Here is a 24480-nt window from a genome sequence, read left to right on the forward strand (position 1 = left end):
GCTAGCCGAGCAGGAAGTTGCCGGCGCGCGGCTGACCGTCCAGCGCCGGCACGTCGGCTTCGTCCTTGAGCTGGACGCCGGAGAGCTGTCGGCGGCTGGCTTCGCGCATCAGATAGAGCAGGCGGTGCGCGGCCAGGTTGTAGCTCAGCCCCTCGGGGCGGATGTTGGAGATGCAGTTGCGCTGCGCATCGTGCCGGCCGACCTGCGGTGCCCAGGTGAAGTAAAGGCCCAGGCTGTCCGGCGAGCTGAGGCCCGGTCGCTCCCCGAGCAGGATCACCACCATGCGCGCCTTGAGGCGCTGACCGATCTCGTCGGCCACCGCCACGCGGCCCTGTTCCACCAGCGCGACGGGACCGAGGGACCAGCCTTCGGCCTGGCATTGTTCGGCGATCTTCAGTGCCATGGGTGCCGCATGACGCTGCACGGCCAGGGCCGAGAGGCCATCGGCGATCACCAGCGCCAGGTCGCAGCCGTCGCCGGCCTCGGCGTCGAGCGTGGCGGCGCTGGTTTCGTCGAGGCGTCGGCCGAGGTCAGGGCGTTGCAGATAGGTCTGGCGGTCGCTGGCGGCGCTGTGTAGCGGCAGGCAGGCGAGGCCGTGCTTGTCCAGTTCGGCGGTCAGCGCGGCGCAGTCCAGCGGCAGGTGCACGGCATCACGGGCCTGCGCGTGGGCGAATTGGAAATCCAGTTGCGCCACCGTCGGCAGACTGGTGCCGGCACGGCCGAGGGCGATGCGCGCCGGGGTCAGCTGGCGCAGGTGCTGCCAGGGATTGGGGATGTGGTTCATTGCGGCTCCCGATAGTCGATACGCAGGCCCAGGCGTCGGACGCTCATGGCGGCGGCCTCGTCGGCGAAGCCGTGCGCGGCCACTGTGCGGTCGAGGCCGCTGCCGGATTTGCCCTGGCATCTCATGCCTGCTGCTCCAGCGCCCGGCGGAAGGCTTCGGGCAAGTCACGGCCGAGCTGCAGGCGATTGCCGTCCTGCCGGAGGATCTGCATCTTCGCCAGCCATTCCTCGAATTCCGGGGCGGGCCGCAGGCCGAGCACCTGACGCACGTAGAGGGCGTCGTGGAAGGAGGTGGTCTGGTAGTTGAGCATCACGTCGTCCGAGCCCGGGATGCCCATGATGAAGTTGATGCCCGCCGTGCCGAGCAGGGTCAACAGCATGTCCATGTCGTCCTGGTCGGCTTCGGCGTGGTTGGTGTAGCAGATGTCGCAACCCATGGGCACGCCGAGCAGCTTGCCGCAGAAGTGGTCCTCCAGCCCGGCGCGGATGATCTGCTTGCCGTTGTAGAGGTATTCCGGGCCGATGAAGCCGACCACGGTGTTCACCAGCAGCGGCTTGTAGCGGCGCGCGACGGCGTAGGCGCGGGCTTCGCAGGTCTGCTGATCGACGCCGTGATGGGCGTTGGCCGACAGCGCGCTGCCCTGGCCGGTCTCGAAATACATGAGGTTGTCGCCCAGGGTGCCGCGCTTCTGCGACAGGCCGGCCTCGTAGCCTTCCTGCAGCGTTGCCAGGTTGATGCCGAAGCTGGCGTTGGCCGCCTCGGTGCCGGCGATGGACTGGAACACCAGGTCCAGCGGCGCGCCGCGGTTGATCGCCTCGATGGAGGTGGTGACATGGGTGAGGATGCAACCCTGGGTCGGGATCTCGTAGCGGCTTATCACCGCGTCGAGCATCTTCAGCAGCTCGCAGATGCCGGCGGTGCTGTCGGTGGCCGGGTTGATGCCGATCACCGCGTCGCCGTTGCCGTAGAGCAGGCCGTCGAGAATGCTCGCGGCGATGCCGGCGCCGTCGTCGGTGGGATGGTTCGGCTGCAGCCGGGTGGACATGCGTCCGGCCAGGCCGATGCTGTTGCGAAAGCGGGTGACGACGCGGACCTTCTGCGCGACGAGGATCAGGTCCTGCACGCGCATGATCTTCGACACCGCGGCGACCATCTCCGGCGTCAGCCCCGGTGCGAGGGCTTTCAGCGACGACTCGTCCGCCTCCTCGCCGAGCAGCCAGTTGCGGAAATCGCCAACGGTCAGGTGGCTGATCGGCGCGAAGGCGGCGGCGTCATGGCTGTCGATGATCAGCCGGGTGACCTCATCGCGTTCGTAGGGGATCAGTGCTTCTTCGAGAAAACGCCTGAGCGGCACATCGGCCAGGCACATCTGCGCCGCCACTCGCTCGGCGTCGCTGCCCGCCGCGACCCCGGCGAGCAGGTCGCCGGAGCGCGCCGGGCTGGCCTTGGCCATCACCTCGCGCAGATCGTCGAAGCGCCAGGTGGTGCCGCCCACGCTGTGCGAGTACGTCATGGCTGCTCTCCCTACTTGAGTGTCGCCTCGGCCTGCTCTATCGCCGCGAATTCCTCTTCCGGCGTGCCGGCCACCAGATGGTGTCGACTGTAGATCGCGAAATAGGCGATGAAGATCCCGTAGATGATCGCGGCGCCGATCACCACCCGCGGATCGACCAGGAAGCCCGCGATGACCGCGATGCAGGCCAGTACCAGCGCCACGCCCGAGGTGGCGATGCCGCCGGGTGTCCTGTACGGGCGATGCAGATCCGGCCGGCGCAGGCGCAGCACGATGTGCGAAGCCATCATCAACACGTAGGAGATGGTCGCGCCGAACACCGCGACGAGGATCAGCAGGTCGCCCTGGCCGGTCAGCGAGAGCAGGAAGCCGATCACACCGGGGATCACCAGGGCCAGCACCGGCGCCTTGTTCTTGTTGGTCAGCGAGAGGTTGCGCGGCAGGTAGCCGGCCCGCGACAGGGCAAAGATCTGCCGCGAGTAGGCGAAGATGATCGAGAAGAAGCTAGCGATCAGCCCGGCCAGGCCGACCAGGTTGACGAAGCCGCTCATCCAGGTGGACGAACCGTAGGCCGTGGTCAGCGCTTCCACCAGCGGGTTGCCGGATGCCACCAGGGTGCTGGAACCGGCGCCGCCAGGGCCGACCAGCAAGATCAGGCCGGCGAAGGCGACCAGGATCAGCATGGCGCCGATCAGCCCGCGGGGCATGTCGCGCTGCGGGTTCTTGGTTTCCTCGGCAGCCAGCGGCACGCCTTCGACGGCGAGGAAGAACCAGATCGCGTAGGGAATCGCCGCCCAGATGCCGACATAGCCGTAGGGCAGGAAGTTGCTGGCACCGGCAGCGGTGGTCGGCGCGATATCGAGCAGCTTGTCCACCGAGAAGTGCGGCACCATGGCGACGATGAACACCGCCAGGGCAAGGGCGGCGACCGCGGTGATGATGAACATCAGCTTCAGCGCCTCGCCGACGCCGAAGATATGGATGCCGATGAAGACGATGTAGAAGGCCAGATAGATCATCCAGCCGCCGATGCCGAACAGTGACTCGCAATAGGCGCCGATGAACACGGCGATCGCCGCCGGCGCGATGGCGTATTCGATGAGGATCGCCGTGCCGGTGAGAAAGCCGCCCAATGGGCCGAAGGCGGTGCGGGCAAAACCATAGCCGCCGCCCGCGGTCGGGACCATCGACGACAGCTCGGCCAGCGAGAAGCACATGCACAGGTACATGGTCGCCATCAGCAGCGTGGCGATGAACAGCCCGCCCCAGCCGCCCTGGGCGAGGCCGAAGTTCCAGCCGGCGTAGTCGCCGGAAATCACGTAGGCGACGCCAAGGCCGACCAGCAGCACCCAGCCGGCGGCGCCTTTCTTCAGTTCGCGTTCCTGGAAATAGCTACTGCCAACGGTTTCGAAATCGATTGCGTGGTGCGGTGGCGTTGAACTGCTGTGTTCGAGAGCCATGGGGGAATCCTCTTGGACGGGTTGGCACCTCTCTCCCTAGCAAGCGTCATGCCCCGGCACCGGAATACGGGATTCCCGGTGTTTTGTCGGTGGATGTCGGCAGGAACGCACCTTTTGCGGGCTCCACAGCACCACGGCGGAGCCCGGCAGGCGTCTTGTTCGAACGCGCGGTGAGCCGAAGCCCACCGCGCTCAGCCCATCAGAAGAAGCCCAGCGGATTGATGTCGTAGCTCACCAGCAGGTTCTTGGTCTGCTGATAGCTGTCGAGGATCATCTTGTGCGTCTCGCGACCGACGCCCGACTTCTTGTAACCACCGAACGCCGCGTGCGCCGGGTAGAGGTGGTAGCAGTTGGTCCAGACACGGCCGGCCTTGATCGCCCGGCCCATGCGGTAGGCGCGGTTGATGTCGCGGGTCCAGACGCCGGCGCCGAGGCCGTACTCGGTGTCGTTGGCGATGGCCAGCGCCTCGGCCTCGTCCTTGAAGGTGGTGACGCCGATCACCGGGCCGAAGATCTCCTCCTGGAACACGCGCATCTTGTTGGTGCCCTTGAGCAGGGTCGGCTGGATGTAATAGCCGGTGGCGAGCGAGCCTTCGAGTTTCTCAGCCGCCCCGCCGGTGAGCACTTCGGCGCCTTCTTCCTGGGCGATCTTCAGGTAGGACATGATCTTGTCGAACTGCTGCTGGCTGGCCTGGGCGCCAACCATGGTGTCGGTGTCCAGCGGGTCGCCGCGCTTGATCTGCGCGACCTTCTTCATCACCGCTTCCATGAACGGCGCGTAGATCGACTCCTGCACCAGTGCGCGGGACGGGCAGGTGCACACCTCGCCCTGGTTGAAGAAGCCCAGCACCAGCCCTTCGGCGGCCTTCTCGATGAAGGCCGGTTCGGCCTGCATGATGTCCTCGAAGTAGATGTTCGGGCTCTTGCCGCCCAGCTCCACGGTGCTCGGGATGATGTGCTCGGCGGCGCGCTTCATGATGTGCGAGCCCACCGGGGTGGAGCCGGTGAAGGCGATCTTGGCGATGCGCTTGCTCGAGGCCAGTGCTTCGCCGGCTTCCCGGCCGTAGCCGTGCACCACGTTGAGCACCCCCGGCGGCAGCAGGTCGCCGATGCATTCGAGCAGCACGTTGATGCCCAGTGGGGTCTGCTCGGCCGGTTTGAGCACCACGCAGTTGCCGGCGGCCAACGCCGGGGCGAGCTTCCAGGCGGCCATCAGAATCGGGAAGTTCCACGGGATGATCTGCCCCACCACGCCCAGCGGCTCGTGGAAATGGTAGGCCGCGGTGTGTTCGTCGATCTCGGCGCTGGTGCCTTCCTGGGCGCGGATGCAACCGGCGAAGTAGCGGAAGTGGTCGGCGGCCAGCGGGATATCGGCGTTGAGCGTCTCGCGCACCGCCTTGCCATTGTCCCAGGTCTCGGTGATGGCGAGCATCTCCAGGTTCTGCTCGATGCGGTCGGCGATCTGCAACAGGATCAGCGAGCGCGCCTGCACGCTGGTCTTGCCCCAGGCATCGGCGGCGGCATGGGCGGCGTCCAGGGCCTTCTCGATGTCGGCGGCGTCGGAGCGCGGAAACTCGGCGATGGGCTGACCGTTGACCGGGGAAAGGTTGGTGAAATACTGACCGCCGGCCGGCTCGACGAACTGGCCGTTGATGTAGTTGCCGTAGCGGGATTTGAAGGAAACGACAGCGCCTTCGCTGCCGGGATGGGCGTAACGCATGATGAGTCTCCGGTCTTGTAATTGTGATGACTGCTGTCTTTCAGCGTAGAACAGGCTCCGTTCGTCGGCAGGCGAGGCGACGTGCGGTGCGACCGTCCCCGCAGCGGACCCTGTGCTAATCTGCGCCGCAGTTTTCCAGCGTCGAATGCGCGGCCATGCCGTCTGGCGCGGCGTCTTTCAGAGGTCATCCATGCATATCCATATTCTCGGCATCTGCGGCACCTTCATGGGTTCGCTCGCGGTGCTGGCCAAGGAACTCGGCCATCGCGTCACCGGCTCCGATGCCAACGTCTATCCGCCGATGAGCACGCAGCTCGAGGCTCAGGGTATCGAGCTGATGCAGGGCTACGAGCCGGCGCATCTGGAACCGGCACCCGATCTGGTGGTGGTGGGCAACGCCATGTCGCGTGGCAACCCGGCAGTGGAATACGTGCTGAACAAGGGGCTGCCCTATGTCTCCGGCCCGCAATGGCTGGCCGATCACGTGCTGCAGGGTCGCTGGGTACTGGCGGCGGCCGGCACCCATGGCAAGACCACCACCAGCAGCATGCTGGCCTGGGTGCTGGAACATGCCGGCATGAGCCCGGGCTTTCTGATCGGTGGCGTGCCGCAGAACTTCGGCATCTCCGCACGGCTCGGCGGTACGCCGTTCTTCGTGGTGGAGGCCGACGAGTACGACAGCGCCTTCTTCGACAAGCGCAGCAAATTCGTCCACTACCGCCCGCGCACCGCGATCCTGAATAATCTGGAGTTCGATCATGCGGATATCTTCCCGGATCTCGCCGCCATCGAGCGGCAGTTCCATCATCTGGTGCGCACCGTGCCAGGCGAGGGGTTGATCATCCATCCCGAGTCGGAAACGGCGCTCAAGCGCGTCATCGGCATGGGCTGCTGGACGCCGGTGCAGACCACCGGTGAGGGTGGCCAGTGGCAGGCCAGGTTGCTCAGCGAGGACGGTTCGCGCTTCGAGGTGATCTTCGATGGCGAGGTGCAGGGCGTGGTGGAGTGGGAGCTGACCGGCCGGCACAACGTCAACAATGCGCTGGCGACACTGGCGGCGGCACGGCATGTCGGCGTGCTGCCGAAGCAGGGCGCCGAGGCGCTGAGCGAATTCCGTAGCGTCAAGCGGCGCATGGAGAAGGTCGCCGAGGTCAATGGCGTGACCATCTATGACGACTTCGCCCATCACCCGACCGCCATCGCCACCACCCTCGACGGCCTGCGCAAGCGCGTCGGCGATACGCCGATCATCGCGGTCGTCGAGCCGCGTTCGAACTCGATGAAGCTCGGCGCGCACCGCGAGGGCCTGGCCGAGTCGGTGGCGCTGGCCGATCAGGCGATCTGGTACGCACCGGCCAACCTTGGCTGGGATCTCGCCGCGACCGTCGCCGGCTCGCCGGTGCCGACCACGGTCTGCGATTCGCTGGAGGCGATCATTGCCAAAGTGAAAGCCGATGCCGTGCCGGGCACCCAGGTGGTGGTGATGAGCAATGGCGGTTTCGGTGGGTTGCACGGCCAATTGGCCGCCGCACTGGCGTAGGGTGGAAATCGCCGCAGGCATTTCCATGCGAATGGCATCAGGAGCAAATTGAATGAGCGGACCGGAACGCATCACCTTGGCCATGACCGGCGCCTCCGGCGCGCAGTACGGTCTGCGCCTGCTCGATTGCCTGATCCAGGAAGACCGCGAGGTGCACTTCCTGATTTCCAAGGCCGCGCAACTGGTGATGGCCACCGAGACCGACGTGGTGCTGCCGGCCAAGCCGCAGGCCATGCAGGCCTTCCTCTCCGAGTACACCGGTGCCGCCGCCGGGCAGATCCGTGTGTTCGCCAAGGAGGATTGGATGGCCCCGCCGGCGTCCGGCTCCGGCGCACCGACGGCGATGGTGGTGGTGCCCTGTTCCACCGGCACGCTGTCGGCAATCGCCACCGGCGCCTGCAACAACCTGATCGAACGCGCCGCCGACGTCGCCCTCAAGGAACGCCGCCAGCTGATTCTGGTGCCACGCGAGGCGCCCTATTCGAGCATTCATCTGGAAAACATGCTCAAGCTGTCGAATCTGGGCGCGGTGATCCTGCCGGCCTCGCCCGGCTTCTATCACCAGCCGCAAAGCATCGACGACCTGGTGGATTTCGTCGTCGCGCGCATCCTCAACCTGCTCAACATTCCCCAGGACATGCTGCCGCGCTGGGGCGAGCACCATATCGTCAGCGACGACTGAGATGATCGGTCGGGCGCTGCTGGTACTGACGACGCTGAGCGTGCTGGGTGGCTGCGCCACGGTGCGCACGCTGGACGCGGCCAAGCCCGGTGCGCCGATCATCTATTCCGGCACGCGTCTGGACTGGTACAGCCTCAACGGTGGCTGCTGCCCACTGGATCGCTTCGGTGCCGTGGCGCCCAAGTATGCCGCGCTCGATCTGCCGGCCAGCGCCTTGCTGGACACGCTGTTGCTGCCCTTCGCCGTCGCGGCGGAGCTGGGCGTCGGGCTCGGTGTACGCGGCGGGCTCTGATTGCCGGCAACCGCGGCATAACTGATCTGGGTCCAGGCAAGCTCGCGGCCGCACAGGCATAGTTGACGGGTCCGCGCCACAAGGAGAAACGGTGTGAAAGACCGCGCTCAGTTCCATTTCAACTACTGGATGATCGCCATCCTGGTGTTTCTCGGCCTCCAGTACCTGCTGTCGGCGCAGCAGGAGGTGGCGACCATCCCCTACAGCGAGTTCGAGCAGCACCTCAAGGAAGGGCGCATAGATGAACTGGCCATCACGGACCGGCGCATCGAAGGCCGGCTCAAGGAGCCCCTGGCCGGTGGTCAGCGTCGTTTCATCACCAACCGCGTCGAGCCACAGCTGGCCGAGCATCTGCAGCAGTACCCGGTACGCTACACCGGCAAGGTGGAAAGCACGCTGGTGCGCGACCTGCTGTCGTGGATCATCCCGGCGGCGATGTTCTTCGGCATCTGGCTGTTCCTGCTCAAGCGCATCGGCAGCGGCCTGGGTGGCGGCGGCATGATGCAGATCGGCAAGAGCAAGGCGCGGGTCTACGTCGAGACCGACATGAAGGTGAGCTTCGCTGATGTTGCCGGCGTGGACGAGGCCAAGGACGAGCTCAAGGAAATCATCGAGTTCCTGCGCGACCCGCAAACCTACGGCCGCCTCGGCGGGCGCATGCCCAAGGGCGTGCTGCTGGTCGGCCCGCCGGGCACCGGCAAGACGCTGCTGGCTCGCGCCGTGGCGGGCGAGGCGAAGGTGCCATTCTTCTCCATTTCCGGCTCCGAGTTCGTCGAGCTGTTCGTCGGTGTCGGCGCGGCGCGGGTGCGCGATCTGTTCGAGCAGGCGCGGGCGCAGGCACCGGCGATCATCTTCATCGACGAACTGGACGCCCTCGGCCGTGCCCGCGGTGCCGGCCCCCTGTCCGGCGGGCATGACGAGAAGGAGCAGACGCTCAACCAGCTGCTGGTGGAGATGGACGGCTTCGACACCTCCAGCGGGCTCGTCCTGCTGGCGGCCACCAACCGCCCCGAGATCCTCGACCCGGCGCTGCTGCGCGCCGGCCGTTTCGACCGCCAGGTGCTGGTGGACCGGCCGGACAAGGTCGGACGGGTGCAGATTCTCAACGTGCACCTGAAGAAGTCGCGGCTGGGCACCGATGTCGATCCCCAGGCCATCGCCGCGCTGACCCCGGGCTTCACCGGCGCCGACCTGGCCAACCTGGTCAACGAGGCGACGCTGCTGGCGACCCGGCGCAACGCCGAGGCGGTGGCGATGCAGGACTTCACCGCGGCCATCGAACGCATCATCGCCGGGCTGGAGAAGCGCAACCGCCTGCTCAACCCGCGCGAGCGCGAGATCGTCGCCTACCACGAGATGGGCCATGCGCTGGTGGCCATGGCGCTGCCGGGCGTCGATCCGGTGCACAAGGTGTCGATCATCCCGCGCGGCATGGGCGCGCTGGGCTACACCATCCAGCGGCCCACCGAGGATCGCTTCCTGATGACCCGCGAGGAGCTGGAAAACAAGATGGCCGTACTGCTCGGCGGCCGCGCGGCGGAGTGGCTGGTGTTCGCCCATCTGTCCACCGGCGCGGCGGACGACCTGGCCAAGGTCACCGACATCGCCCGCGCCATGGTCACCCGTTACGGCATGTCCACGCGCCTCGGCCATCTGGCGCTGGAACGTGAGCCCAACGCCTTTCTCGGCAACGAAGCGTTGCTCGGCCTCAAGCCGCAGCACGACTACGCCGAAAGCACCGCTACGGCCATTGACGAGGAAGTGCAGGAGCTGGTGCAGGCGGCCTTCCAGCGCAGCCTGTCGTTGCTCGAGGCACGGCGCGAGCTGCTCGAGCGCTGCGCCCGGCAGTTGCTGCAACAGGAAACGCTGGATGCCGAGGGGCTGCGCCAACTGAGCGCCGCCGCGCCCGACACCGCGGCGCTCCCGGCGCCCTAGCCGGGTGTTTCAGGCTGGTGCGCGACTGGCGTGCTGGGCCAGGGCCCACTCCACATGCTCGCGCACCAGCTCCGACGGATCGTCGCGGCGCGCCTGAAGCGCTTCCAGCACCGGGATGCTCGACGGCGCATTGCCCAGGCCCACCGCGAGATTACGTAGCCAGCGTTCGTAGCCGGCGCGGCGTAGCGGCGAGCCCTCGGTGCGGTTGAGAAACTCCTCTTCCGTCCAGCGGAACAGGGTCGCCAGTTCAGCGTTGTCCAGGCTATGGCGCGGCTGAAAGTCGCTCTGCTCGGTGGGGCGTGCGAAGCGGTTCCAGGGGCAGACGATCTGGCAATCGTCGCAACCGAATACGCGGTTGCCGATCTTGTCGCGCAGCTCGACCGGGATCGGCCCCTTCAGCTCGATGGTGAGGTAGGAAATGCAGCGCCGCGCGTCCAGCAGCCGTTCACCGACGAACGCCTCGGTGGGGCAGATGTCCAGGCAGGCGTGGCAGCTGCCGCAGTGATCGCGGGTCACCGGCTCGTCGACCGGCAGCGCGATGTCGATGAATAGCTCGCCGAGAAAGAACCAGCTGCCGGCCTTGCGGTTGAGCAGCAGGGTGTTCTTGCCGATCCAGCCGAGCCCGGCCTGCTGGCCGGCGGCCTTCTCCAGCACCGGCGCGCTGTCGACGAAGGCGCGGAAACCGAACGGACCGACCACCTGCTGAATGCGCTCGGCCAGCTGCTGCAGGCGCTTGCGGATCAGCTTGTGGTAATCCCGGCCCAGGGCATAGCGCGACACATAGGCCTTCTCCGGGTCGGCCAGCTGCTGGCTCATGCGGGTGTCGCCCGGCAGGTAGTCCATGCGCAGCGAGATGACGCGCAGCGTGCCGGGCACCAGTTCGTCCGGCCGCGAGCGTTTGCTGCCGTGGGCGGCCATGTAGTCCATCTCGCCCTGATAGCCCGCCTGGAGCCAGGCCTCGAGGTGCGCCTCGTGCTCGCCAAGGTCGACGCCGGTGATCCCCACCTGCTGGAAGCCGAGCTCGCGGCCCCACTCCTTGATGGAGTCGGCGAGTACGACGGGATCGAGAGCGGAGCTGGACATCGGAGACTGCGGCGGGAAGTGAGCGGGTGCGTATAATTCTGCCAGACATTCCGCCGCGATGATCCCTGCACCGATGACCGATTCCCTGCCCGTCGCCCTGTACAACGCCACCCAGGTGCGCGAACTCGATGCGCGCCTGATTGCCGCCGGTACGTCCGGTTTCGAACTGATGCAGCGTGCCGCCCATGCCGCCTGGCGCGCGCTGCGCCGGCGCTGGCCCGATGCAGGTGCTGTCACCGTGCTCGCGGGGCGCGGCAACAACGCCGGCGATGGCTACCTGCTGGCGGCGCTGGCGCAGCGCGCTGGCTGGCAGGTACGGGTGCTGGCGGTGGGCGATCCGCAAACGCTGCAGGGCGACGCGGCGCTGGCCTGCGCCGAAGCGCGAGATTGCGGAGTGCCCATCGAACCCTGGCGAGCGGAGGCGCCGCTGCAGGGCGTGCTGGTGGATGCGCTGCTCGGCACCGGTCTGACCGGCGCGGTGCGCGAGCCCTATGCGAGCGCGATCGCGGCGATCAACGCCAGCGGCCGTCCGGTGCTGGCAATCGACCTGCCCAGCGGGCTGTGCGCCAACACCGGTCAGGTGCTGGGGCAAACAGTGCGCGCCGATCTCAGCGTGACGTTCATTGGCCTCAAGCTCGGCCTGTTCACCGCCGACGGCCCGGATCGCGTCGGCGCGCTGGTGTTCGACGACCTGCAGGCCGACCCGGGAATCGTCGCGCAGGTGGCCAGCGAGGCCGTGCGCCTCGACCACGGCTCGCTGGCGCGGGTCGCACCTCGTTCGCCGACCTCGCACAAGGGCAGTTTCGGCCAGGTGCTGGTGATCGGCGGCGATCTTGGTACCGGCGGCGCCGCGCTGCTCAGCGCCGAGGCGGCGCTGCGCTGTGGGGCCGGCATGGTGACGCTGGCGACCCGCCCGGAGCACGTCAGCGCTTCGCTGGTGCGCCGGCCGGAGGTCATGTGCAATGGCGTCGAGTCCACCTACAGTCTGACGGCGCTGCTGGAACGTGCCGATGTGCTGGTGGTCGGTCCCGGCCTCGGCCAGGCGCCGTGGGGGCGTAGCCTGATTTCCGCGGCTGCGCAGCGCGAGCAGCCGCAGGTCTGGGATGCCGATGCGTTGAACCTGCTCGCTACCGGTGCCGTCGAATTGCCGTCCGGCTGCCTGATCACGCCGCATCCGGGCGAGGCAGCGAGACTGCTGAAGTGCTCGGTCGGCGAGGTGCAGGCCGATCGCCCGGCGGCGGCGCGGGCGCTGGCGCAGCGTTATGGGTGCGTCGCGTTGCTCAAGGGGGCCGGCACGCTGGTCGCGGCGCCGGATGGCCGGCTGGCCCTGTGCGATCGCGGCCATCCGGCGATGGCCAGTGCCGGGCTCGGCGACGTGCTGGCCGGAGTGCTCGGTGCCTTGCTGGCGCAGCAGCTGGCGCCGTTCGAGGCGGCTTGCCTGGGCGCCTGGCTGCACGCCGCCGCCGGTGAGCGCCTTGGCCCGCTGGGTCGCGGCCTGGCCGCCAGTGATCTGATTCCGGTGATTCGTCAGTTGTTCGAGGAGCAGTCGCCATGCCTGAAGTGAATCTGTATGCCGGGGACGAGGCGGCGATGCTCGCACTGGGCGCGCGCATTGCCCGGGTGACCGGCGGTCGGGGCGTCATCTATCTGCATGGCGACCTCGGCGCCGGCAAGACCACGCTGTCACGCGGCCTGATCCGTGGTTTCGGCCACGAGGGCAAGGTCAAGAGCCCGACCTTCACGCTGGTCGAGCCCTACGAACTGGGCGAGGTCCAGGTGTTCCATTTCGATCTGTATCGTCTGGTCGATCCCGAAGAGCTGGAGTTTCTCGGCATCCGCGATTATTTCGAGGGCAACGCGCTGTGCCTGATCGAGTGGCCGGAGCGCGGGGCCGGCATTTTGCCAAAGGCCGACATGGACATTACCATTACGCCGCATGAGGCCGGCCGAACGCTGCGCCTGTCGCCCCATACCGCGCGGGGCGAAGCCTGGTGTGTCGCCCTGACCGACGGAGAGCTATGAATAACATGGGTTTGGGGATGCGCATTCGCACCCTGGTTGTTGGCCTGGTGCTGTCGCTGATGGCGACGGACCTGTTTGCTGCCAGCGATGTGCAGAGCGTGCGTCTGTGGCGTGCGCCGGACAACACCCGCCTGGTGTTCGACCTGTCAGGGCCGGTCGAACACAAGATCTTCACCCTCACCGCACCCGACCGGCTGGTCATCGACGTCACTGGCGCGACGTTGAAGGCCGAGCTCGACAAGCTCGCTCTGCAGAACACGCCGGTCGCCTCCCTGCGCGCCGGTCAGCACGATGCCAACACGCTGCGCGTGGTGGTCGACCTGCATGCACCCGTTTCGCCGAAGAGCTTCAGCCTGGCGCCCAACCAGCAGTATGGACACCGTCTGGTGGTCGATCTGTTCGACCAGGCCACTGCGGCCCGTGCCGCCACCCAGCCGCCGGCGACCGCCACGCCGTCCACCCCGGCTGCTCCGGTCTCGCCGACCCTGCCGGCGGTGAAGCTGCCGGCCACCTCGGGTGGCAAGCGTGACATCGTGATCGCCATCGACGCCGGCCACGGCGGCGAAGACCCGGGCGCCATCGGTCCCGGCAAGGTCTACGAGAAGCACGTGGTGCTGCAGATTTCCAAGGAGCTGCAACGCCAGATCAACGCCGAGAAAGGCTTCCGCGCCGAACTGGTGCGCACCGGCGACTACTTCATTCCGCTGCGCAAACGGACCGAGATCGCCCGCAAGAAGGGCGCCGACCTGTTCGTTTCGATCCATGCCGATGCCGCGCCGCGCTCGGCAGCGTACGGCGCCTCGGTGTTCGCCCTGTCGGACCGCGGCGCCACCTCGGAAACCGCCCGCTGGCTGGCCGACAGCGAAAACCGCTCCGACCTCATCGGTGGTGCCGGCAACGTCAGCCTCGGCGACAAGGATCAGATGCTCGCCGGCGTACTGCTGGATTTGTCGATGACCGCCTCGCTGTCGTCCAGTTTGAACGTCGGGCAGAAGGTGCTCAGCAACATGGGGCGCATCACGCCGCTGCACAAGCGGCGCGTCGAGCAGGCCGGCTTCATGGTGCTGAAATCGCCGGACATCCCCTCGATCCTGGTCGAGACCGGCTTCATCTCCAATCCGTCGGAAGCCAAGAAACTGCAGACGTCCAGCCATCAACAGGCGCTGGCGCGCTCCATTCACAGTGGCGTGCGGCAGTTCTTCCACGAGAATCCGCCGCCGGGGACCTACGTTGCCTGGCTGCGTGATTCCGGCAAGATCGCCGCCGGCCCGCGCGAGCATGTCGTGCGCTCGGGCGAAAGCCTGGCGCTGCTTGCCCAGCGTTATCAGGTCAGCCTGGCCTCGCTGCGCAGTGCCAACAACCTGAGCAACGATGTGATCAAGATCGGCCAGACGCTGAACATTCCCGCTACCACCCTGGCGTCCCAGCCATGACGCAAGCGCCACGCATCCAGCTGCTCAGCCCGCGGCTGGCGAACCAGATCGCCGCTGGCGAGGTGGTCGAACGCCCGGCCTCGGTGATCAAGGAGCTGCTGGAGAACAGCCTGGACTCCGGCGCCGGTCGTATCGAGGTGGACGTCGAGCAGGGCGGGGTCAAGCTGTTGCGGGTTCGCGACGACGGCTGCGGTATACCGCCGGACGACCTTCCGCTGGCCCTGGCCCGCCATGCCACCAGCAAGATCCGCGATCTGGAAGATCTCGAGCGAGTCATGAGCCTGGGCTTTCGCGGCGAAGCGCTGGCCTCGATCAGCTCCGTCTCGCGTCTGACGCTGACCTCGCGTACCGCCGATGCCAGCGAGGCCTGGCAGGTGGAAACCGAGGGGCGCGAAATGGAAGCGCGAGTGCAGCCGGCGGCTCACCCGGTGGGCACTTCGGTGGAAGTGCGTGATCTGTTTTTCAACACGCCGGCACGGCGCAAGTTCCTGCGCACCGAGAAGACCGAATTCGACCACCTGCAGGAGGTCATCAAGCGCCTGGCGCTGGCGCGATTCGATGTGGCCTTCCATCTGCGCCACAACGGCAAGGGCGTGCTGGCGTTGCATCAGGCCAACGACGACAGCGCCCGTGCGCGGCGCGTCGCTGCGGTATGCGGGCCGGCCTTCCTGGAGCAGGCGCTGCCCATCGAGATCGAACGCAACGGGCTGCGGCTCTGGGGTTGGGTCGGACTGCCGACCTTCTCGCGCAGTCAGGCGGACCTGCAGTACTTCTACGTCAACGGGCGCATGGTGCGCGACAAGCTGGTCGCCCATGCGGTGCGCCAGGCCTATCGCGACGTGCTGTTCAACGGCCGGCATCCGACCTTCGTGCTGTTCCTCGACGTCGATCCGGCGGTGGTGGACGTCAATGTGCATCCCACCAAGCATGAGGTGCGTTTCCGCGACAGCCGTATGGTCCATGACTTCCTCTACGGCACGCTGCACCGCGCGCTGGGCGATGTGCGTCCCGAGGACCAGCTGGCCGCGCCGGCGAGCGTAGCGCCGATGACCCAGGTGTCCGGACTGGCTGCCGGCGAGTTCGCCGGACAGAACGAGATGAGCCTGTCGGCCAGCGTGCTCGAGCGGCCGCAAGGCGAGACATCCGCCTGGCGGGGTGCGGGGGCGGGCTATCAGGCGCCACGCCCGGCGTCGGCCGGCTATACCGCCGAGGCCCAGGGCGCCTACCGCGAGTTTTTCACTCCGCTGCCCGAAAGCGCCGCGGCGCCGCTGCCGGCCAGCCAGGATGACGTGCCGCCACTGGGTTACGCGCTGGCGCAGCTCAAGGGGGTCTATATCCTCGCCGAGAATGCCCAGGGCATGGTCCTGGTGGACATGCATGCCGCCCACGAACGCATCACCTACGAGCGGCTGAAGACTGCCATGGCCAGCGAAGGGCTGCGCGGCCAGCCGCTGCTGGTGCCCGAGTCCATTGCACTCAGCCAGCGCGAGGCCGATTGCGCGGAAGAGCACGCGCAGTGGTTCCAGATGCTCGGCTTCGAGTTGCAGCGCCTCGGTCCGGAAACCCTGGCGATCCGTCAGATTCCTTCGTTGCTCAAGCAGGCCGAGGCCACCCAGCTGGTGCGTGACGTACTTGCCGATCTGCTGGAGTACGGCACCAGCGACCGCATCCAGGCACACCTCAACGAGTTGCTGGCGACCATGGCCTGCCACGGCGCGGTACGTGCCAACCGCCGCCTGACGCTGCCGGAGATGAATGCCTTGCTGCGCGACATGGAGCACACCGAGCGTAGTGGGCAGTGCAACCACGGCCGCCCGACCTGGACGCAGCTGGGCATGGACGATCTGGACAAGCTGTTCCTGCGCGGCCGCTGACCCGGCTCCGGGCGGCAGGCCGTGCTTGCGACCTGCCGCCTGCCACTGGAAACTATGCGGCCACGCCTGCCGAGCCCGCCGATGTCTTCTCTGCCTCCCGCCATCTTTCTCATGGGTCCCACCGCCTCGGGCAAGACTGACCTGGCGCTGGAGCTGGCGCGCGTGCTTCCCTGCGAACTGATCAGCGTCGACTCGGCGCTGGTCTACCGTGGCATGGACATCGGCACGGCGAAGCCCTCTGCCGACGTACTGGCGCAGTTCCCGCACCGCCTGGTGGACATCCTCGATCCGGCTGAGAGCTACTCGGCTGCCGAGTTCAGCAGCGATGCGCTGGCGGCCATGGCGGAGATCACCGCCGCCGGCCGCATTCCGTTACTGGTCGGCGGAACTATGTTGTATTTCAAGGCGTTGCAGGAAGGGTTGGCGGACATGCCGGCGGCTGATGCTTCGGTGCGCGCGGAACTCGAAGCCCTGGCAGCAAGCGAGGGGCGGCAGGTGCTGCACGACCGGCTGGCGCAGGTGGACCCGGAGTCGGCTGCACGCATTCATCCCAACGATCCGCAGCGGCTGGTGCGCGCGCTGGAGGTCCATCGTGTCAGCGGCTTGACCATGAGCGAGCATCGCGCCCGACAAAGGTCGCAAAAAGCCGGCCCAGACGCGCCAGGCTCCGGCGTCTTGCCTTATACTGTCGCGCAACTGTGTATCGCTCCCGCGCAACGCCACATCCTGCACGAGCGCATCGAGAGACGTTTCCGGCACATGGTTGAACAGGGCTTCGTCGAAGAGGTCGAAGCCTTGCGGTCTCGTGGCGACCTGCACCTCGGCATGCCATCCATTCGCGCGGTTGGCTATCGTCAGGTGTGGGAATACCTGGACGGCTCATCGACTCGCGAGGAAATGGTGGAGCGCGGCATCATCGCCACCCGGCAACTGGCCAAGCGTCAGTTCACCTGGTTGCGAAGCTGGGGGGAGGTTCACTGGCTGGACAGTTTGTCCTGCGACAATCTGCCGCGCGCATTGAAATACCTGCAATCGCTCTCCATATTGAGCTGACACTGCTAATTGACCGTCTATTCTCAACAAGTGGATCGTCGGTTGTACGTTTAGAACACTAATGAAAACAGATCCTCTAAGGAGTGCGGCACATGTCAAAAGGGCATTCGCTACAAGACCCTTACCTCAACACACTGCGTAAGGAACGCGTCCCGGTTTCCATCTATCTGGTCAACGGCATCAAACTGCAGGGCCAGATCGAATCCTTCGACCAATTCGTCATCCTTCTGAAAAACACCGTAAGCCAGATGGTGTACAAGCACGCCATTTCCACCGTGGTTCCGGGCCGCCCCGTGCGTCTGCCGACCGCTGGCGATGCCGAGCAATCCGAGTCGGGTAACGACTGAGGTAGGTTTCTTTGTTCTTCGAACGTCCCGGTGGCGGTGAGCGGGCTATCCTGGTGCACCTGGACGGCCAGGATCCCGCGGCGCGCGAGGACCCTCAGGAGTTCCAGGAGCTGGCGCGTTCGGCGGGGGCGGAAACGGTTGGCTTCGTCAATGTTTCCCGCCACCAGCCCTCCGCCAAGTTCCTGATCGGCAGCGGCAAGGTCGAGGAGCTGCATGACCTCGTCAAGGAAGGCGAGGCCGAGCTGGTGATCTTCAATCACACGCTGACCCCCAGCCAGGAGCGCAACCTCGAGCGCGCGCTCGAATGCCGTGTGCTCGATCGCACCGGCCTGATTCTGGACATCTTCGCCCAGCGGGCGCGTACCCACGAGGGCAAGCTGCAGGTCGAACTGGCGCAGCTCGAACACATGAGCACGCGGCTGGTTCGCGGCTGGACCCACCTCGAACGGCAGAAGGGCGGTATCGGCCTGCGGGGGCCGGGTGAAACCCAGCTGGAGACCGACCGTCGCCTGCTGCGCGTGCGCATCCGGCAGATCAAGCAGCGTCTGGAAAAGGTCCGTGGCCAGCGCGAGCAGGCCCGTCGTGGCCGGCGTCGTGCGGACATTCCTTCCGTGTCGCTGGTGGGCTACACCAACGCCGGCAAATCCACGCTATTCAATGCTCTGACCGAATCCGAGGTCTACGCCGCCAATCAGCTGTTCGCCACGCTCGATCCCACGCTGCGCCGCCTCGAGCTCGAGGATGTCGGGCCGGTGATCCTGGCCGACACGGTGGGCTTCATCCGTCATCTGCCGCACAAGCTGGTGGAATCGTTCCGGGCGACGCTGGAAGAGTCCAGCAACGCCGACCTCCTGCTGCACGTGATCGATGCTCACGAGCCTGAACGTGATCAGCAGATCGAGCAGGTGCTCGCGGTGCTTGGCGAGATCGGCGCCAACGAGCTGCCGATGCTCGAGGTGTACAACAAGCTCGACCTTCTCGAGGGTATCGAGCCGCAGATACAGCGCGATGCCGATGGCAAGCCGCAGCGCGTCTGGGTGTCCGCCCGTGACGGTCTGGGGCTGGACCTGCTGCGTCAGGCCGTCGCCGAGCTGCTCGGTGATGATCTCTTCGTCGGCACGTTGTGCCTGCCGCAGAGGCTGGGGCGCTTGCGTGCGCAGTTCTTCGAGCTGGGTGCTGTGCAGCGCGAGACGCACGACGAGGAGGGTGGCAGCCTGCTGGAAGTTCGCTTGCCGCGGGTCGAACTGAATCGCTTGATCAGCCGCGAAGGGTTGCGGGTGGACGAGTTCATCGAGCAACACACTTTGCAATAAAGCCTCGATCGGCAATTTTGCCGGTCGTTCGGGGCTTTCTGTAGCATTGGCGGGCGCGCCGTGGGCGCGTCTTTAGCTTTATTTGAATGGAGAGCGCTATGGCTTGGAATGAGCCGGGTGGCAACTCGAACAACCAGGATCCCTGGGGCAGTGGTGGCGGCGGCCGTCGTGGCGGCGGTGGCGACCAGAAGGGGCCACCGGATCTCGATGAGGCTTTCCGCAAGCTGCAGGACAGCCTGAACGGCATGTTCGGCGGCAAGAAACGTGGTGGCGGCAACTTTGGTGGCTCCGGCAAGCGCGGCGGTTTCGGCCTTGTCTGGGTGGCGCTGGTGGTGCTGCTGGCCGTGTGGCTGTTCAACGCCATCTATATCGTCGACGAGCAGGAGCAGGCCGTGGTGCTGCGCTTCGGCAAGTATCACGAGACGGTGGGGCCGGGCCTGAACATCTACTTCCCGCCGATCGACCGCAAGTTCCAGGAGAACGTGACGCGCGAGCGCTCGTACAGCAAGCAGGGGCAGATGCTCACCGAGGATGAGAACATCATCGAGGTGCCGCTGACCGTTCAGTACAAGATCAGCAATCTGCAGTCCTTCGTGCTGAGCGTCGATCAGCCTGAAATCAGCCTGCAGCACGCCACCGACAGTGCCGTGCGCCACGTCGTGGGCTCCACTGCCATGGATCAGGTGCTCACCGAGGGTCGTGAGGTCATGGCTGGCGAGGTCAAGGAGCGCCTGCAGCGCTTCCTCGACAACTACGGCACCGGCATCGTCGTCACCCAGGTCAACATCCAGAGTGCTGCGGCGCCGCGTGAAGTGCAGGAAGCGTTCGATGACGTGATCCGGGCGCGGGAAGACGAGCAGCGCGAGAAGAACCAGGCCGAGTCCTACGCCAACGGCGTGATCCCCGAGGCTCGTGGTCAGGCCCAGCGCATGCTGGAAGAGGCCAGCGGTTACCGCGATGCGGTGATTTCACGGGCGACGGGTGAGGCCGACCGCTTCAGCAAGCTGGTCGCCGAGTACCGCAAGGCACCGGAAGTCACGCGCGAGCGTCTGTATCTGGAAACCATGCAGGAAGTCATGAGCAATACCAGCAAGGTCATGGTGAGTGGCGATGGTGGGCAGAATCTGCTCTATCTGCCGCTGGACAAGATGATCAACAGCCGTGGCGCAAGCACGCCGGCACCTGCCGGAGTGGCGTCGGGTGCGGCGGCAACCCAGGGCACTCGTCTGCCGCCGGAGCTGGATCCGCGTGAAGTTCGTACGAGGGAGAGTCGCTGATGAGCAATAAATCCCTTACCGCCCTGATCGTCGGTGTGGTGCTGGCCATCGTTCTGTGGAACAGCTTCTACATCGTTTCCCAGACCGAGCGCGCCGTGCTGCTGCGCTTCGGCCGGATCGTCGAGCCTGACGTGAAGCCGGGGCTGCACATGAAGATTCCGTACGTGAACTCGGTGCGCAAGTTCGATGCGCGACTGCTGACGCTGGATACCACCACGTCACGCTTCCTGACGCTGGAGAAGAAGGCGCTGATGGTCGACTCCTATGCCAAGTGGCGTGTGGACGATGCCGAGCGTTTCTATACCGCGACGTCGGGGATGAAGCAGATTGCCGATGAGCGTCTGGCGCGTCGTCTCGAGGCGGCGCTGCGTGACCAGTTCGGTAAGCGCACCCTGCACGAGTCGGTCTCCGGCCAGCGTGACGAGCTGATGGCGCAGGTCACCACCAGTCTCAATCGCGCCGCTCAGCAGGAGCTTGGTATCGAGGTGGTGGATGTGCGCGTCAAGGGCATCGATCTACCCCGCGAGGTCAACCGCAGCGTGTTCGAGCGGATGAGTTCCGAGCGTGAACGCGAGGCTCGCGAGCATCGCGCAAAGGGTAAGGAGCTGGCCGAAGGTATTCGTGCCGACGCCGATCGTCAGCGCCGGGTGCTGCTGGCCGAGGCCTTCCGCGAGGCGGAAGAGCTGCGTGGTGATGGTGATGCCAGGGCTGCTGCGATCTATGCCGCCGCGTACGGGCAGGATCAGGAGTTCTACGCGTTCCATCGTAGCCTGCAGGCCTACCGTGAGAGCTTCTCCAGCAAGGAAGATGTGCTGGTGCTCGATCCGAAGAGCGACTTCTTCCGCTATCTGCAGAGCAACAAGTAGCGTTTCACGGCCATTTGCCCGGGGTTCTCCGGCGGCACGCGCGTGTCGCCGGGTGACCCATGGGGAAAAGGTTGCTATGATCCGCCAGCCGGGAAAATCCCGGCTTTTTTGCGTCTGTGCCCTTGAGGTCGCAGGCTATCCCAGGCATGCGGTGGTCATGCCGACCCCTCAGGGGCATGGCTCGGATGCCATGGTTCGAACACAACTGCACGCGACCGGAGGCCAGCTGAGGCTGCTGCCGCGGTTTTCGTCTGGGCTTACCGGAACGAGAGGTGATTTCGCGAATGGCAACGGTAGACCGCTGGCTCTTGCCAGATGGCATCGAAGAGGTGCTGCCGCCAGAGGCGGCGCGTATCGAAACGGCGCGTCGGCGCGTGCTGGATCTGTTCCAGCGCTGGGGCTACGAGCTGGTCATCACCCCGCACGTGGAATTCCTCGAGTCATTGCTCACCGGTTCCGGGCAGGACCTGGACCTGCGCACCTTCAAGGTCATCGATCCGCTCTCCGGCCGTCAGATGGGGCTGCGTGCCGATATCACCCCTCAGGTGGCTCGCGTCGATGCGCATACCCTGCGTCGTGAAGGGCCGAGCCGGCTCTGCTATGCCGGCAGCGTGCTGCATGCCAAGCCGCAGGCGCTTTCCACCTCGCGCAGCCCCATTCAGCTCGGTGCAGAACTGTACGGTGATGCGTCTGCATCAAGCGATCTCGAGGTCATCAGCCTGATGCTGGAAATGCTCGAGCTGGCCGATGTGCCCGACGTGCACATGGACCTCGGTCACGTAGGCATCTATCGCGGCCTGGCAAAGGCTGCCGCACTGAGTGGCGAGGCCGAGCAGCGCCTGTTCGACGCGCTGCAGCGCAAGGCCATGGACGAGATCGAGCAGTTGACCGCGGCGCTTGATCCGGCCCTCGCCTCGATGCTCCGCGCGCTGGCGCGTCTGTGTGGTGGGCGCGAGACGCTCGACGACGCTCGGCATGCGCTGGCCGCTGCGCCCGCTGACGTACAGGCGGCGCTGGAAACCCTGGCGACGGTGGCCGACCAGCTCGCGCTGCGCTATCCGCAGGTGCCGCTGTACTTCGATTTGGGCGAATTGCGTGGCTATCACTACCATACTGGAATGGTGTTCGCCGCGTTCGTGCCGGGCGTGGGGCAGTCGATCGCCCAGGGCGGGCGGTACGACGACATCGGTGCCGATTTCGGGCGTGCGCGCCCGGCGACAGGCTTCTCCACCGATCTGAAAACGCTGGTCGGTCTGGGTAACGCCGATCTGACCACGCCGGTTGCCGGAATCTGGGCGCCATACGGCGACGAGTCCGGCCTCTGGGGGGCGATTCGCGATCTGCGCCGCCAGGGTGAGCGCGTAGTGCAGGCGCTGGACGGCCAGTCGCAAGCCGATGCCGCGCAGTTGGGCTGTGATCGGCAGCTGCAGTTGAGTAATGGTATCTGGACGGTGGCTTCGCTGGCGTCCTGATGGCTATGGCGCCGCATGCTCGCGGCGCCGGCCAGGTTTCGATTATCGCCGGTTGCGGCCGGCATGCTTCGCCGAAGAGGACAAAGGGTTATGGGTAAGAATGTCGTGGTCCTGGGCACCCAGTGGGGTGATGAGGGCAAGGGCAAGATCGTCGATCTGCTGACCGATCAGGCGGCTGCGGTCGTGCGTTACCAGGGCGGCCACAATGCCGGTCATACCCTGGTCATCGACGGTGAGAAGACCGTGCTGCACCTGATCCCGTCCGGCATCCTGCGTGACAACGTGCAGTGCCTGATCGGCAATGGCGTAGTGGTCGCGCCCGATGCGCTGCTGCGGGAAATCACCAAGCTGGAAGAGAAGGGTGTGCCGGTGCGCGAGCGCCTGCGCATCAGCCCGTCCTGCACCCTGATCCTGCCCTACCATGTGGCGCTGGACCAGGCCCGTGAGGCGTCGCGCTCGGAAGGCAAGATCGGCACCACCGGCCGCGGCATCGGTCCGGCCTACGAGGACAAGGTGGCGCGTCGCGGCTTGCGCATCGGTGACCTGTTCAATCCGGAGCGCTTCACGGTCAAGCTGCGCGAACTGCTGGACTTCCACAACTTCGTGCTGCAGAACTTCTACAAGGTCGAGCCGGTTGATTTCCAGAAGACTCTCGACGAGGCCCTCGGCTACGCGGAAATCCTCAAGCCGCTGATCACCGATGTCACCGCCCGTCTGCACGAGCTGCGCAAGCAGGGTGCCTGCATTATGTTCGAAGGTGCGCAGGGCTCGCTGCTGGACATCGACCACGGCACCTATCCGTACGTGACCAGCTCCAGCACAACGGCTGGCGGCACGGCGACCGGTTCCGGCTTCGGTCCGCTGTATCTGGACTACATCCTCGGCATCACCAAGGCCTACACCACTCGTGTGGGCTCCGGTCCGTTCCCCACCGAGCTGTTCGATGACGTCGGCGCCCGCCTGGCCGAGCGTGGTCATGAGTTCGGCTCGACCACCGGGCGTGCGCGTCGTTGCGGCTGGTTCGATGCCGTCATCCTGCGCCGTGCGATCGAGATCAACAGCATCTCCGGGATCTGCCTGACCAAGCTCGACGTGCTCGACGGGCTGGAGACCATCCGCATCTGCGTCGGCTACAAGGATCGCAATGGCGAAGTGTTGGTCGATGCACCGACCGATGCCGACAGCTACGACGGTCTGCAGCCGGTGTACGAGGACATGCCGGGTTGGAGCGAGTCGACCGTTGGCGCCAAGAGTCTTGACGAGCTGCCGGCCAATGCTCGCGCCTACATCAAGCGACTGGAAGAGCTGATCGAGGCGCCAGTGGATATCATCTCCACCGGTCCGGACCGCAACGAGACCATCGTGTTGCGTCATCCGTACGCCTGATAGCGCGCATGGTAGAAAGACCGCCTTCGGGCGGTCTTTTGCTGTCTGGAGCTGGCGACAGCGCGAGTCTGGGGCGATGGGGATTTTTATCGGGCTGAAACGAAAAAACCGAGCCAGGGGCTCGGTTTTTTCTTGAAGAGTGGTGCCCAGGAGAAGACTCGAACTTCCACGGTGTTGCCACCGCTAGGACCTGAACCTAGTGCGTCTACCAATTCCGCCACCTGGGCACATTGCGATGATTGCTCACCGACTTTTTTGCCATTTTGCCGATTCACATCGGCCGAAGTCGGCAATCTTCGTTACTGCCTGAGACACGCATCAATGATGCGGGTTTCATTTGAAGAGTGGTGCCCAGGAGAAGACTCGAACTTCCACGGTGTTGCCACCGCTAGGACCTGAACCTAGTGCGTCTACCAATTCCGCCACCT

General features: G+C 65.9%; 21 protein-coding genes and 2 tRNA genes. 15 read left to right on the forward strand and 8 right to left on the reverse strand.

All coding sequences use genetic code 11. The features are described 5' to 3' along the window. Position 1: 1 nt before the first annotated feature. The 5 genes from eutC to exaC form a co-directional block, all read right to left on the reverse strand. Positions 2–784 carry an ethanolamine ammonia-lyase subunit EutC gene (eutC, locus tag ACVRRC_RS06165; protein ID WP_017246063.1) on the reverse strand — a complete coding sequence of 261 codons (783 nt, stop codon included), beginning with the start codon at positions 782–784 and terminating at the stop codon, positions 2–4. Continuing rightward, positions 781–909, reverse strand: coding sequence for a hypothetical protein (locus ACVRRC_RS06170; RefSeq protein WP_019405358.1), 129 nt, complete (start codon positions 907–909; stop codon positions 781–783). Before ACVRRC_RS06170 ends, eutC begins: the two co-directional genes overlap by 4 nt. Then, the gene (locus tag ACVRRC_RS06175) at positions 906–2297 is read right to left on the reverse strand and encodes an ethanolamine ammonia-lyase subunit EutB (protein WP_192475412.1); all 1392 of its coding nucleotides are present in this window, start codon (positions 2295–2297) and stop codon (positions 906–908) included. The genes ACVRRC_RS06170 and ACVRRC_RS06175 overlap by 4 nt, the downstream gene beginning before the upstream one ends. A gap of 11 nt (positions 2298–2308) precedes the next feature. After that, positions 2309–3757, reverse strand: coding sequence for an ethanolamine permease (gene eat / locus ACVRRC_RS06180; RefSeq protein ID WP_472996750.1), 1449 nt, complete (start codon positions 3755–3757; stop codon positions 2309–2311). A 199-nt stretch (positions 3758–3956) separates the two neighbouring features. Beyond that, on the reverse strand, positions 3957–5477 hold the full coding sequence (gene exaC, locus ACVRRC_RS06185) for an acetaldehyde dehydrogenase ExaC (protein ID WP_011914694.1): 1521 nt from the start codon (positions 5475–5477) through the stop codon (positions 3957–3959). A 190-nt stretch (positions 5478–5667) separates the two neighbouring features. Between exaC and mpl the strand changes: the two genes are divergently transcribed. The 4 genes from mpl (at position 5668) to ftsH (ending at position 9926) form a co-directional block, all read left to right on the forward strand. Further along, positions 5668–7017 carry a UDP-N-acetylmuramate:L-alanyl-gamma-D-glutamyl-meso-diaminopimelate ligase gene (gene mpl / locus ACVRRC_RS06190; RefSeq protein ID WP_019405355.1) on the forward strand — a complete coding sequence of 450 codons (1350 nt, stop codon included), beginning with the start codon at positions 5668–5670 and terminating at the stop codon, positions 7015–7017. Positions 7018–7069: 52 nt separating this feature from the next. After that, on the forward strand, positions 7070–7699 hold the full coding sequence (ubiX, locus tag ACVRRC_RS06195; RefSeq protein ID WP_270067377.1) for a flavin prenyltransferase UbiX: 630 nt from the start codon (positions 7070–7072) through the stop codon (positions 7697–7699). 1 nt (position 7700) lies between these two features. Further along, positions 7701–7991 (forward strand): YceK/YidQ family lipoprotein, encoded by a 291-nt coding sequence (locus ACVRRC_RS06200; protein WP_049339137.1) that lies wholly within the window; start codon positions 7701–7703, stop codon positions 7989–7991. A gap of 93 nt (positions 7992–8084) precedes the next feature. Then, entirely contained in the window at positions 8085–9926 is a 1842-nt protein-coding gene (gene ftsH, locus ACVRRC_RS06205; protein ID WP_125460230.1) for an ATP-dependent zinc metalloprotease FtsH, read from the forward strand. Positions 9927–9935: 9 nt separating this feature from the next. Here ftsH and queG read toward each other — a convergent pair whose 3' ends face one another. Continuing rightward, entirely contained in the window at positions 9936–11009 is a 1074-nt protein-coding gene (queG, locus tag ACVRRC_RS06210; RefSeq protein ID WP_125886048.1) for a tRNA epoxyqueuosine(34) reductase QueG, read from the reverse strand. Between the two features lie 73 nt (positions 11010–11082). On the opposite strand from queG, the gene ACVRRC_RS06215 reads away from it, so the two are divergent. The 11 genes from ACVRRC_RS06215 (at position 11083) to ACVRRC_RS06265 (ending at position 24052) form a co-directional block, all read left to right on the forward strand. Then, complete coding sequence (locus ACVRRC_RS06215) at positions 11083–12573, forward strand: NAD(P)H-hydrate dehydratase (RefSeq protein WP_472996751.1); 1491 nt, start codon at positions 11083–11085, stop codon at positions 12571–12573. Beyond that, a complete protein-coding gene (gene tsaE / locus ACVRRC_RS06220; RefSeq protein ID WP_011914687.1) occupies positions 12561–13031 on the forward strand; it encodes a tRNA (adenosine(37)-N6)-threonylcarbamoyltransferase complex ATPase subunit type 1 TsaE in 471 nt (156 codons plus the stop codon). Before ACVRRC_RS06215 ends, tsaE begins: the two co-directional genes overlap by 13 nt. A gap of 17 nt (positions 13032–13048) precedes the next feature. Further along, complete coding sequence (locus ACVRRC_RS06225) at positions 13049–14464, forward strand: N-acetylmuramoyl-L-alanine amidase (protein ID WP_019405350.1); 1416 nt, start codon at positions 13049–13051, stop codon at positions 14462–14464. After that, complete coding sequence (mutL, locus tag ACVRRC_RS06230; protein ID WP_068506191.1) at positions 14461–16338, forward strand: DNA mismatch repair endonuclease MutL; 1878 nt, start codon at positions 14461–14463, stop codon at positions 16336–16338. Before ACVRRC_RS06225 ends, mutL begins: the two co-directional genes overlap by 4 nt. Positions 16339–16419: 81 nt before the next feature. After that, positions 16420–17391 carry a tRNA (adenosine(37)-N6)-dimethylallyltransferase MiaA gene (miaA, locus tag ACVRRC_RS06235; RefSeq protein ID WP_472996752.1) on the forward strand — a complete coding sequence of 324 codons (972 nt, stop codon included), beginning with the start codon at positions 16420–16422 and terminating at the stop codon, positions 17389–17391. 92 nt (positions 17392–17483) lie between these two features. Then, positions 17484–17738 carry an RNA chaperone Hfq gene (gene hfq / locus ACVRRC_RS06240; protein ID WP_003283098.1) on the forward strand — a complete coding sequence of 85 codons (255 nt, stop codon included), beginning with the start codon at positions 17484–17486 and terminating at the stop codon, positions 17736–17738. An 11-nt stretch (positions 17739–17749) separates the two neighbouring features. Next, positions 17750–19051: a ribosome rescue GTPase HflX gene (gene hflX / locus ACVRRC_RS06245; protein ID WP_041755784.1), complete on the forward strand. Its 1302-nt coding sequence runs from the start codon at positions 17750–17752 to the stop codon at positions 19049–19051. A 98-nt stretch (positions 19052–19149) separates the two neighbouring features. After that, on the forward strand, positions 19150–20328 hold the full coding sequence (gene hflK, locus ACVRRC_RS06250) for an FtsH protease activity modulator HflK (RefSeq protein ID WP_011914682.1): 1179 nt from the start codon (positions 19150–19152) through the stop codon (positions 20326–20328). Continuing rightward, positions 20328–21194, forward strand: coding sequence for a protease modulator HflC (hflC, locus tag ACVRRC_RS06255; protein WP_011914681.1), 867 nt, complete (start codon positions 20328–20330; stop codon positions 21192–21194). Before hflK ends, hflC begins: the two co-directional genes overlap by 1 nt. Before the next feature lie 284 nt (positions 21195–21478). Then, positions 21479–22666: an ATP phosphoribosyltransferase regulatory subunit gene (locus ACVRRC_RS06260; protein ID WP_045159700.1), complete on the forward strand. Its 1188-nt coding sequence runs from the start codon at positions 21479–21481 to the stop codon at positions 22664–22666. 90 nt (positions 22667–22756) lie between these two features. Further along, a complete protein-coding gene (locus tag ACVRRC_RS06265; protein ID WP_472996753.1) occupies positions 22757–24052 on the forward strand; it encodes an adenylosuccinate synthase in 1296 nt (431 codons plus the stop codon). 140 nt (positions 24053–24192) lie between these two features. Here the strand turns inward: ACVRRC_RS06265 and ACVRRC_RS06270 are convergent. Both ACVRRC_RS06270 and ACVRRC_RS06275 read right to left on the reverse strand, forming a co-directional pair. Then, positions 24193–24279: transfer RNA gene (locus ACVRRC_RS06270), tRNA-Leu, on the reverse strand. Between the two features lie 118 nt (positions 24280–24397). Next, positions 24398–24478: transfer RNA gene (locus ACVRRC_RS06275), tRNA-Leu, on the reverse strand. Positions 24479–24480: the final 2 nt, after the last annotated feature.

Source organism: Stutzerimonas sp. LR2 (assembly GCF_055755175.1).

What these genes read in the sequence shown, in the direction of transcription:
- eutC (WP_017246063.1), bottom strand. Translation starts at nt 784, where the DNA reads ATGAACCACATCCCCAATCCCTGGCAGCACCTGCGCCAGCTGACCCCG.
- ACVRRC_RS06170 (WP_019405358.1), bottom strand. Translation starts at nt 909, where the DNA reads ATGAGATGCCAGGGCAAATCCGGCAGCGGCCTCGACCGCACAGTGGCC.
- ACVRRC_RS06175 (WP_192475412.1), bottom strand. Translation starts at nt 2,297, where the DNA reads ATGACGTACTCGCACAGCGTGGGCGGCACCACCTGGCGCTTCGACGAT.
- eat (WP_472996750.1), bottom strand. Translation starts at nt 3,757, where the DNA reads ATGGCTCTCGAACACAGCAGTTCAACGCCACCGCACCACGCAATCGAT.
- exaC (WP_011914694.1), bottom strand. Translation starts at nt 5,477, where the DNA reads ATGCGTTACGCCCATCCCGGCAGCGAAGGCGCTGTCGTTTCCTTCAAA.
- mpl (WP_019405355.1), top strand. Translation starts at nt 5,668, where the DNA reads ATGCATATCCATATTCTCGGCATCTGCGGCACCTTCATGGGTTCGCTC.
- ubiX (WP_270067377.1), top strand. Translation starts at nt 7,070, where the DNA reads ATGAGCGGACCGGAACGCATCACCTTGGCCATGACCGGCGCCTCCGGC.
- ACVRRC_RS06200 (WP_049339137.1), top strand. Translation starts at nt 7,701, where the DNA reads ATGATCGGTCGGGCGCTGCTGGTACTGACGACGCTGAGCGTGCTGGGT.
- queG (WP_125886048.1), bottom strand. Translation starts at nt 11,009, where the DNA reads ATGTCCAGCTCCGCTCTCGATCCCGTCGTACTCGCCGACTCCATCAAG.
- ACVRRC_RS06215 (WP_472996751.1), top strand. Translation starts at nt 11,083, where the DNA reads ATGACCGATTCCCTGCCCGTCGCCCTGTACAACGCCACCCAGGTGCGC.
- tsaE (WP_011914687.1), top strand. Translation starts at nt 12,561, where the DNA reads ATGCCTGAAGTGAATCTGTATGCCGGGGACGAGGCGGCGATGCTCGCA.
- ACVRRC_RS06225 (WP_019405350.1), top strand. Translation starts at nt 13,049, where the DNA reads ATGCGCATTCGCACCCTGGTTGTTGGCCTGGTGCTGTCGCTGATGGCG.
- mutL (WP_068506191.1), top strand. Translation starts at nt 14,461, where the DNA reads ATGACGCAAGCGCCACGCATCCAGCTGCTCAGCCCGCGGCTGGCGAAC.
- miaA (WP_472996752.1), top strand. Translation starts at nt 16,420, where the DNA reads ATGTCTTCTCTGCCTCCCGCCATCTTTCTCATGGGTCCCACCGCCTCG.
- hfq (WP_003283098.1), top strand. Translation starts at nt 17,484, where the DNA reads ATGTCAAAAGGGCATTCGCTACAAGACCCTTACCTCAACACACTGCGT.
- hflK (WP_011914682.1), top strand. Translation starts at nt 19,150, where the DNA reads ATGGCTTGGAATGAGCCGGGTGGCAACTCGAACAACCAGGATCCCTGG.
- hflC (WP_011914681.1), top strand. Translation starts at nt 20,328, where the DNA reads ATGAGCAATAAATCCCTTACCGCCCTGATCGTCGGTGTGGTGCTGGCC.
- ACVRRC_RS06260 (WP_045159700.1), top strand. Translation starts at nt 21,479, where the DNA reads ATGGCAACGGTAGACCGCTGGCTCTTGCCAGATGGCATCGAAGAGGTG.
- ACVRRC_RS06265 (WP_472996753.1), top strand. Translation starts at nt 22,757, where the DNA reads ATGGGTAAGAATGTCGTGGTCCTGGGCACCCAGTGGGGTGATGAGGGC.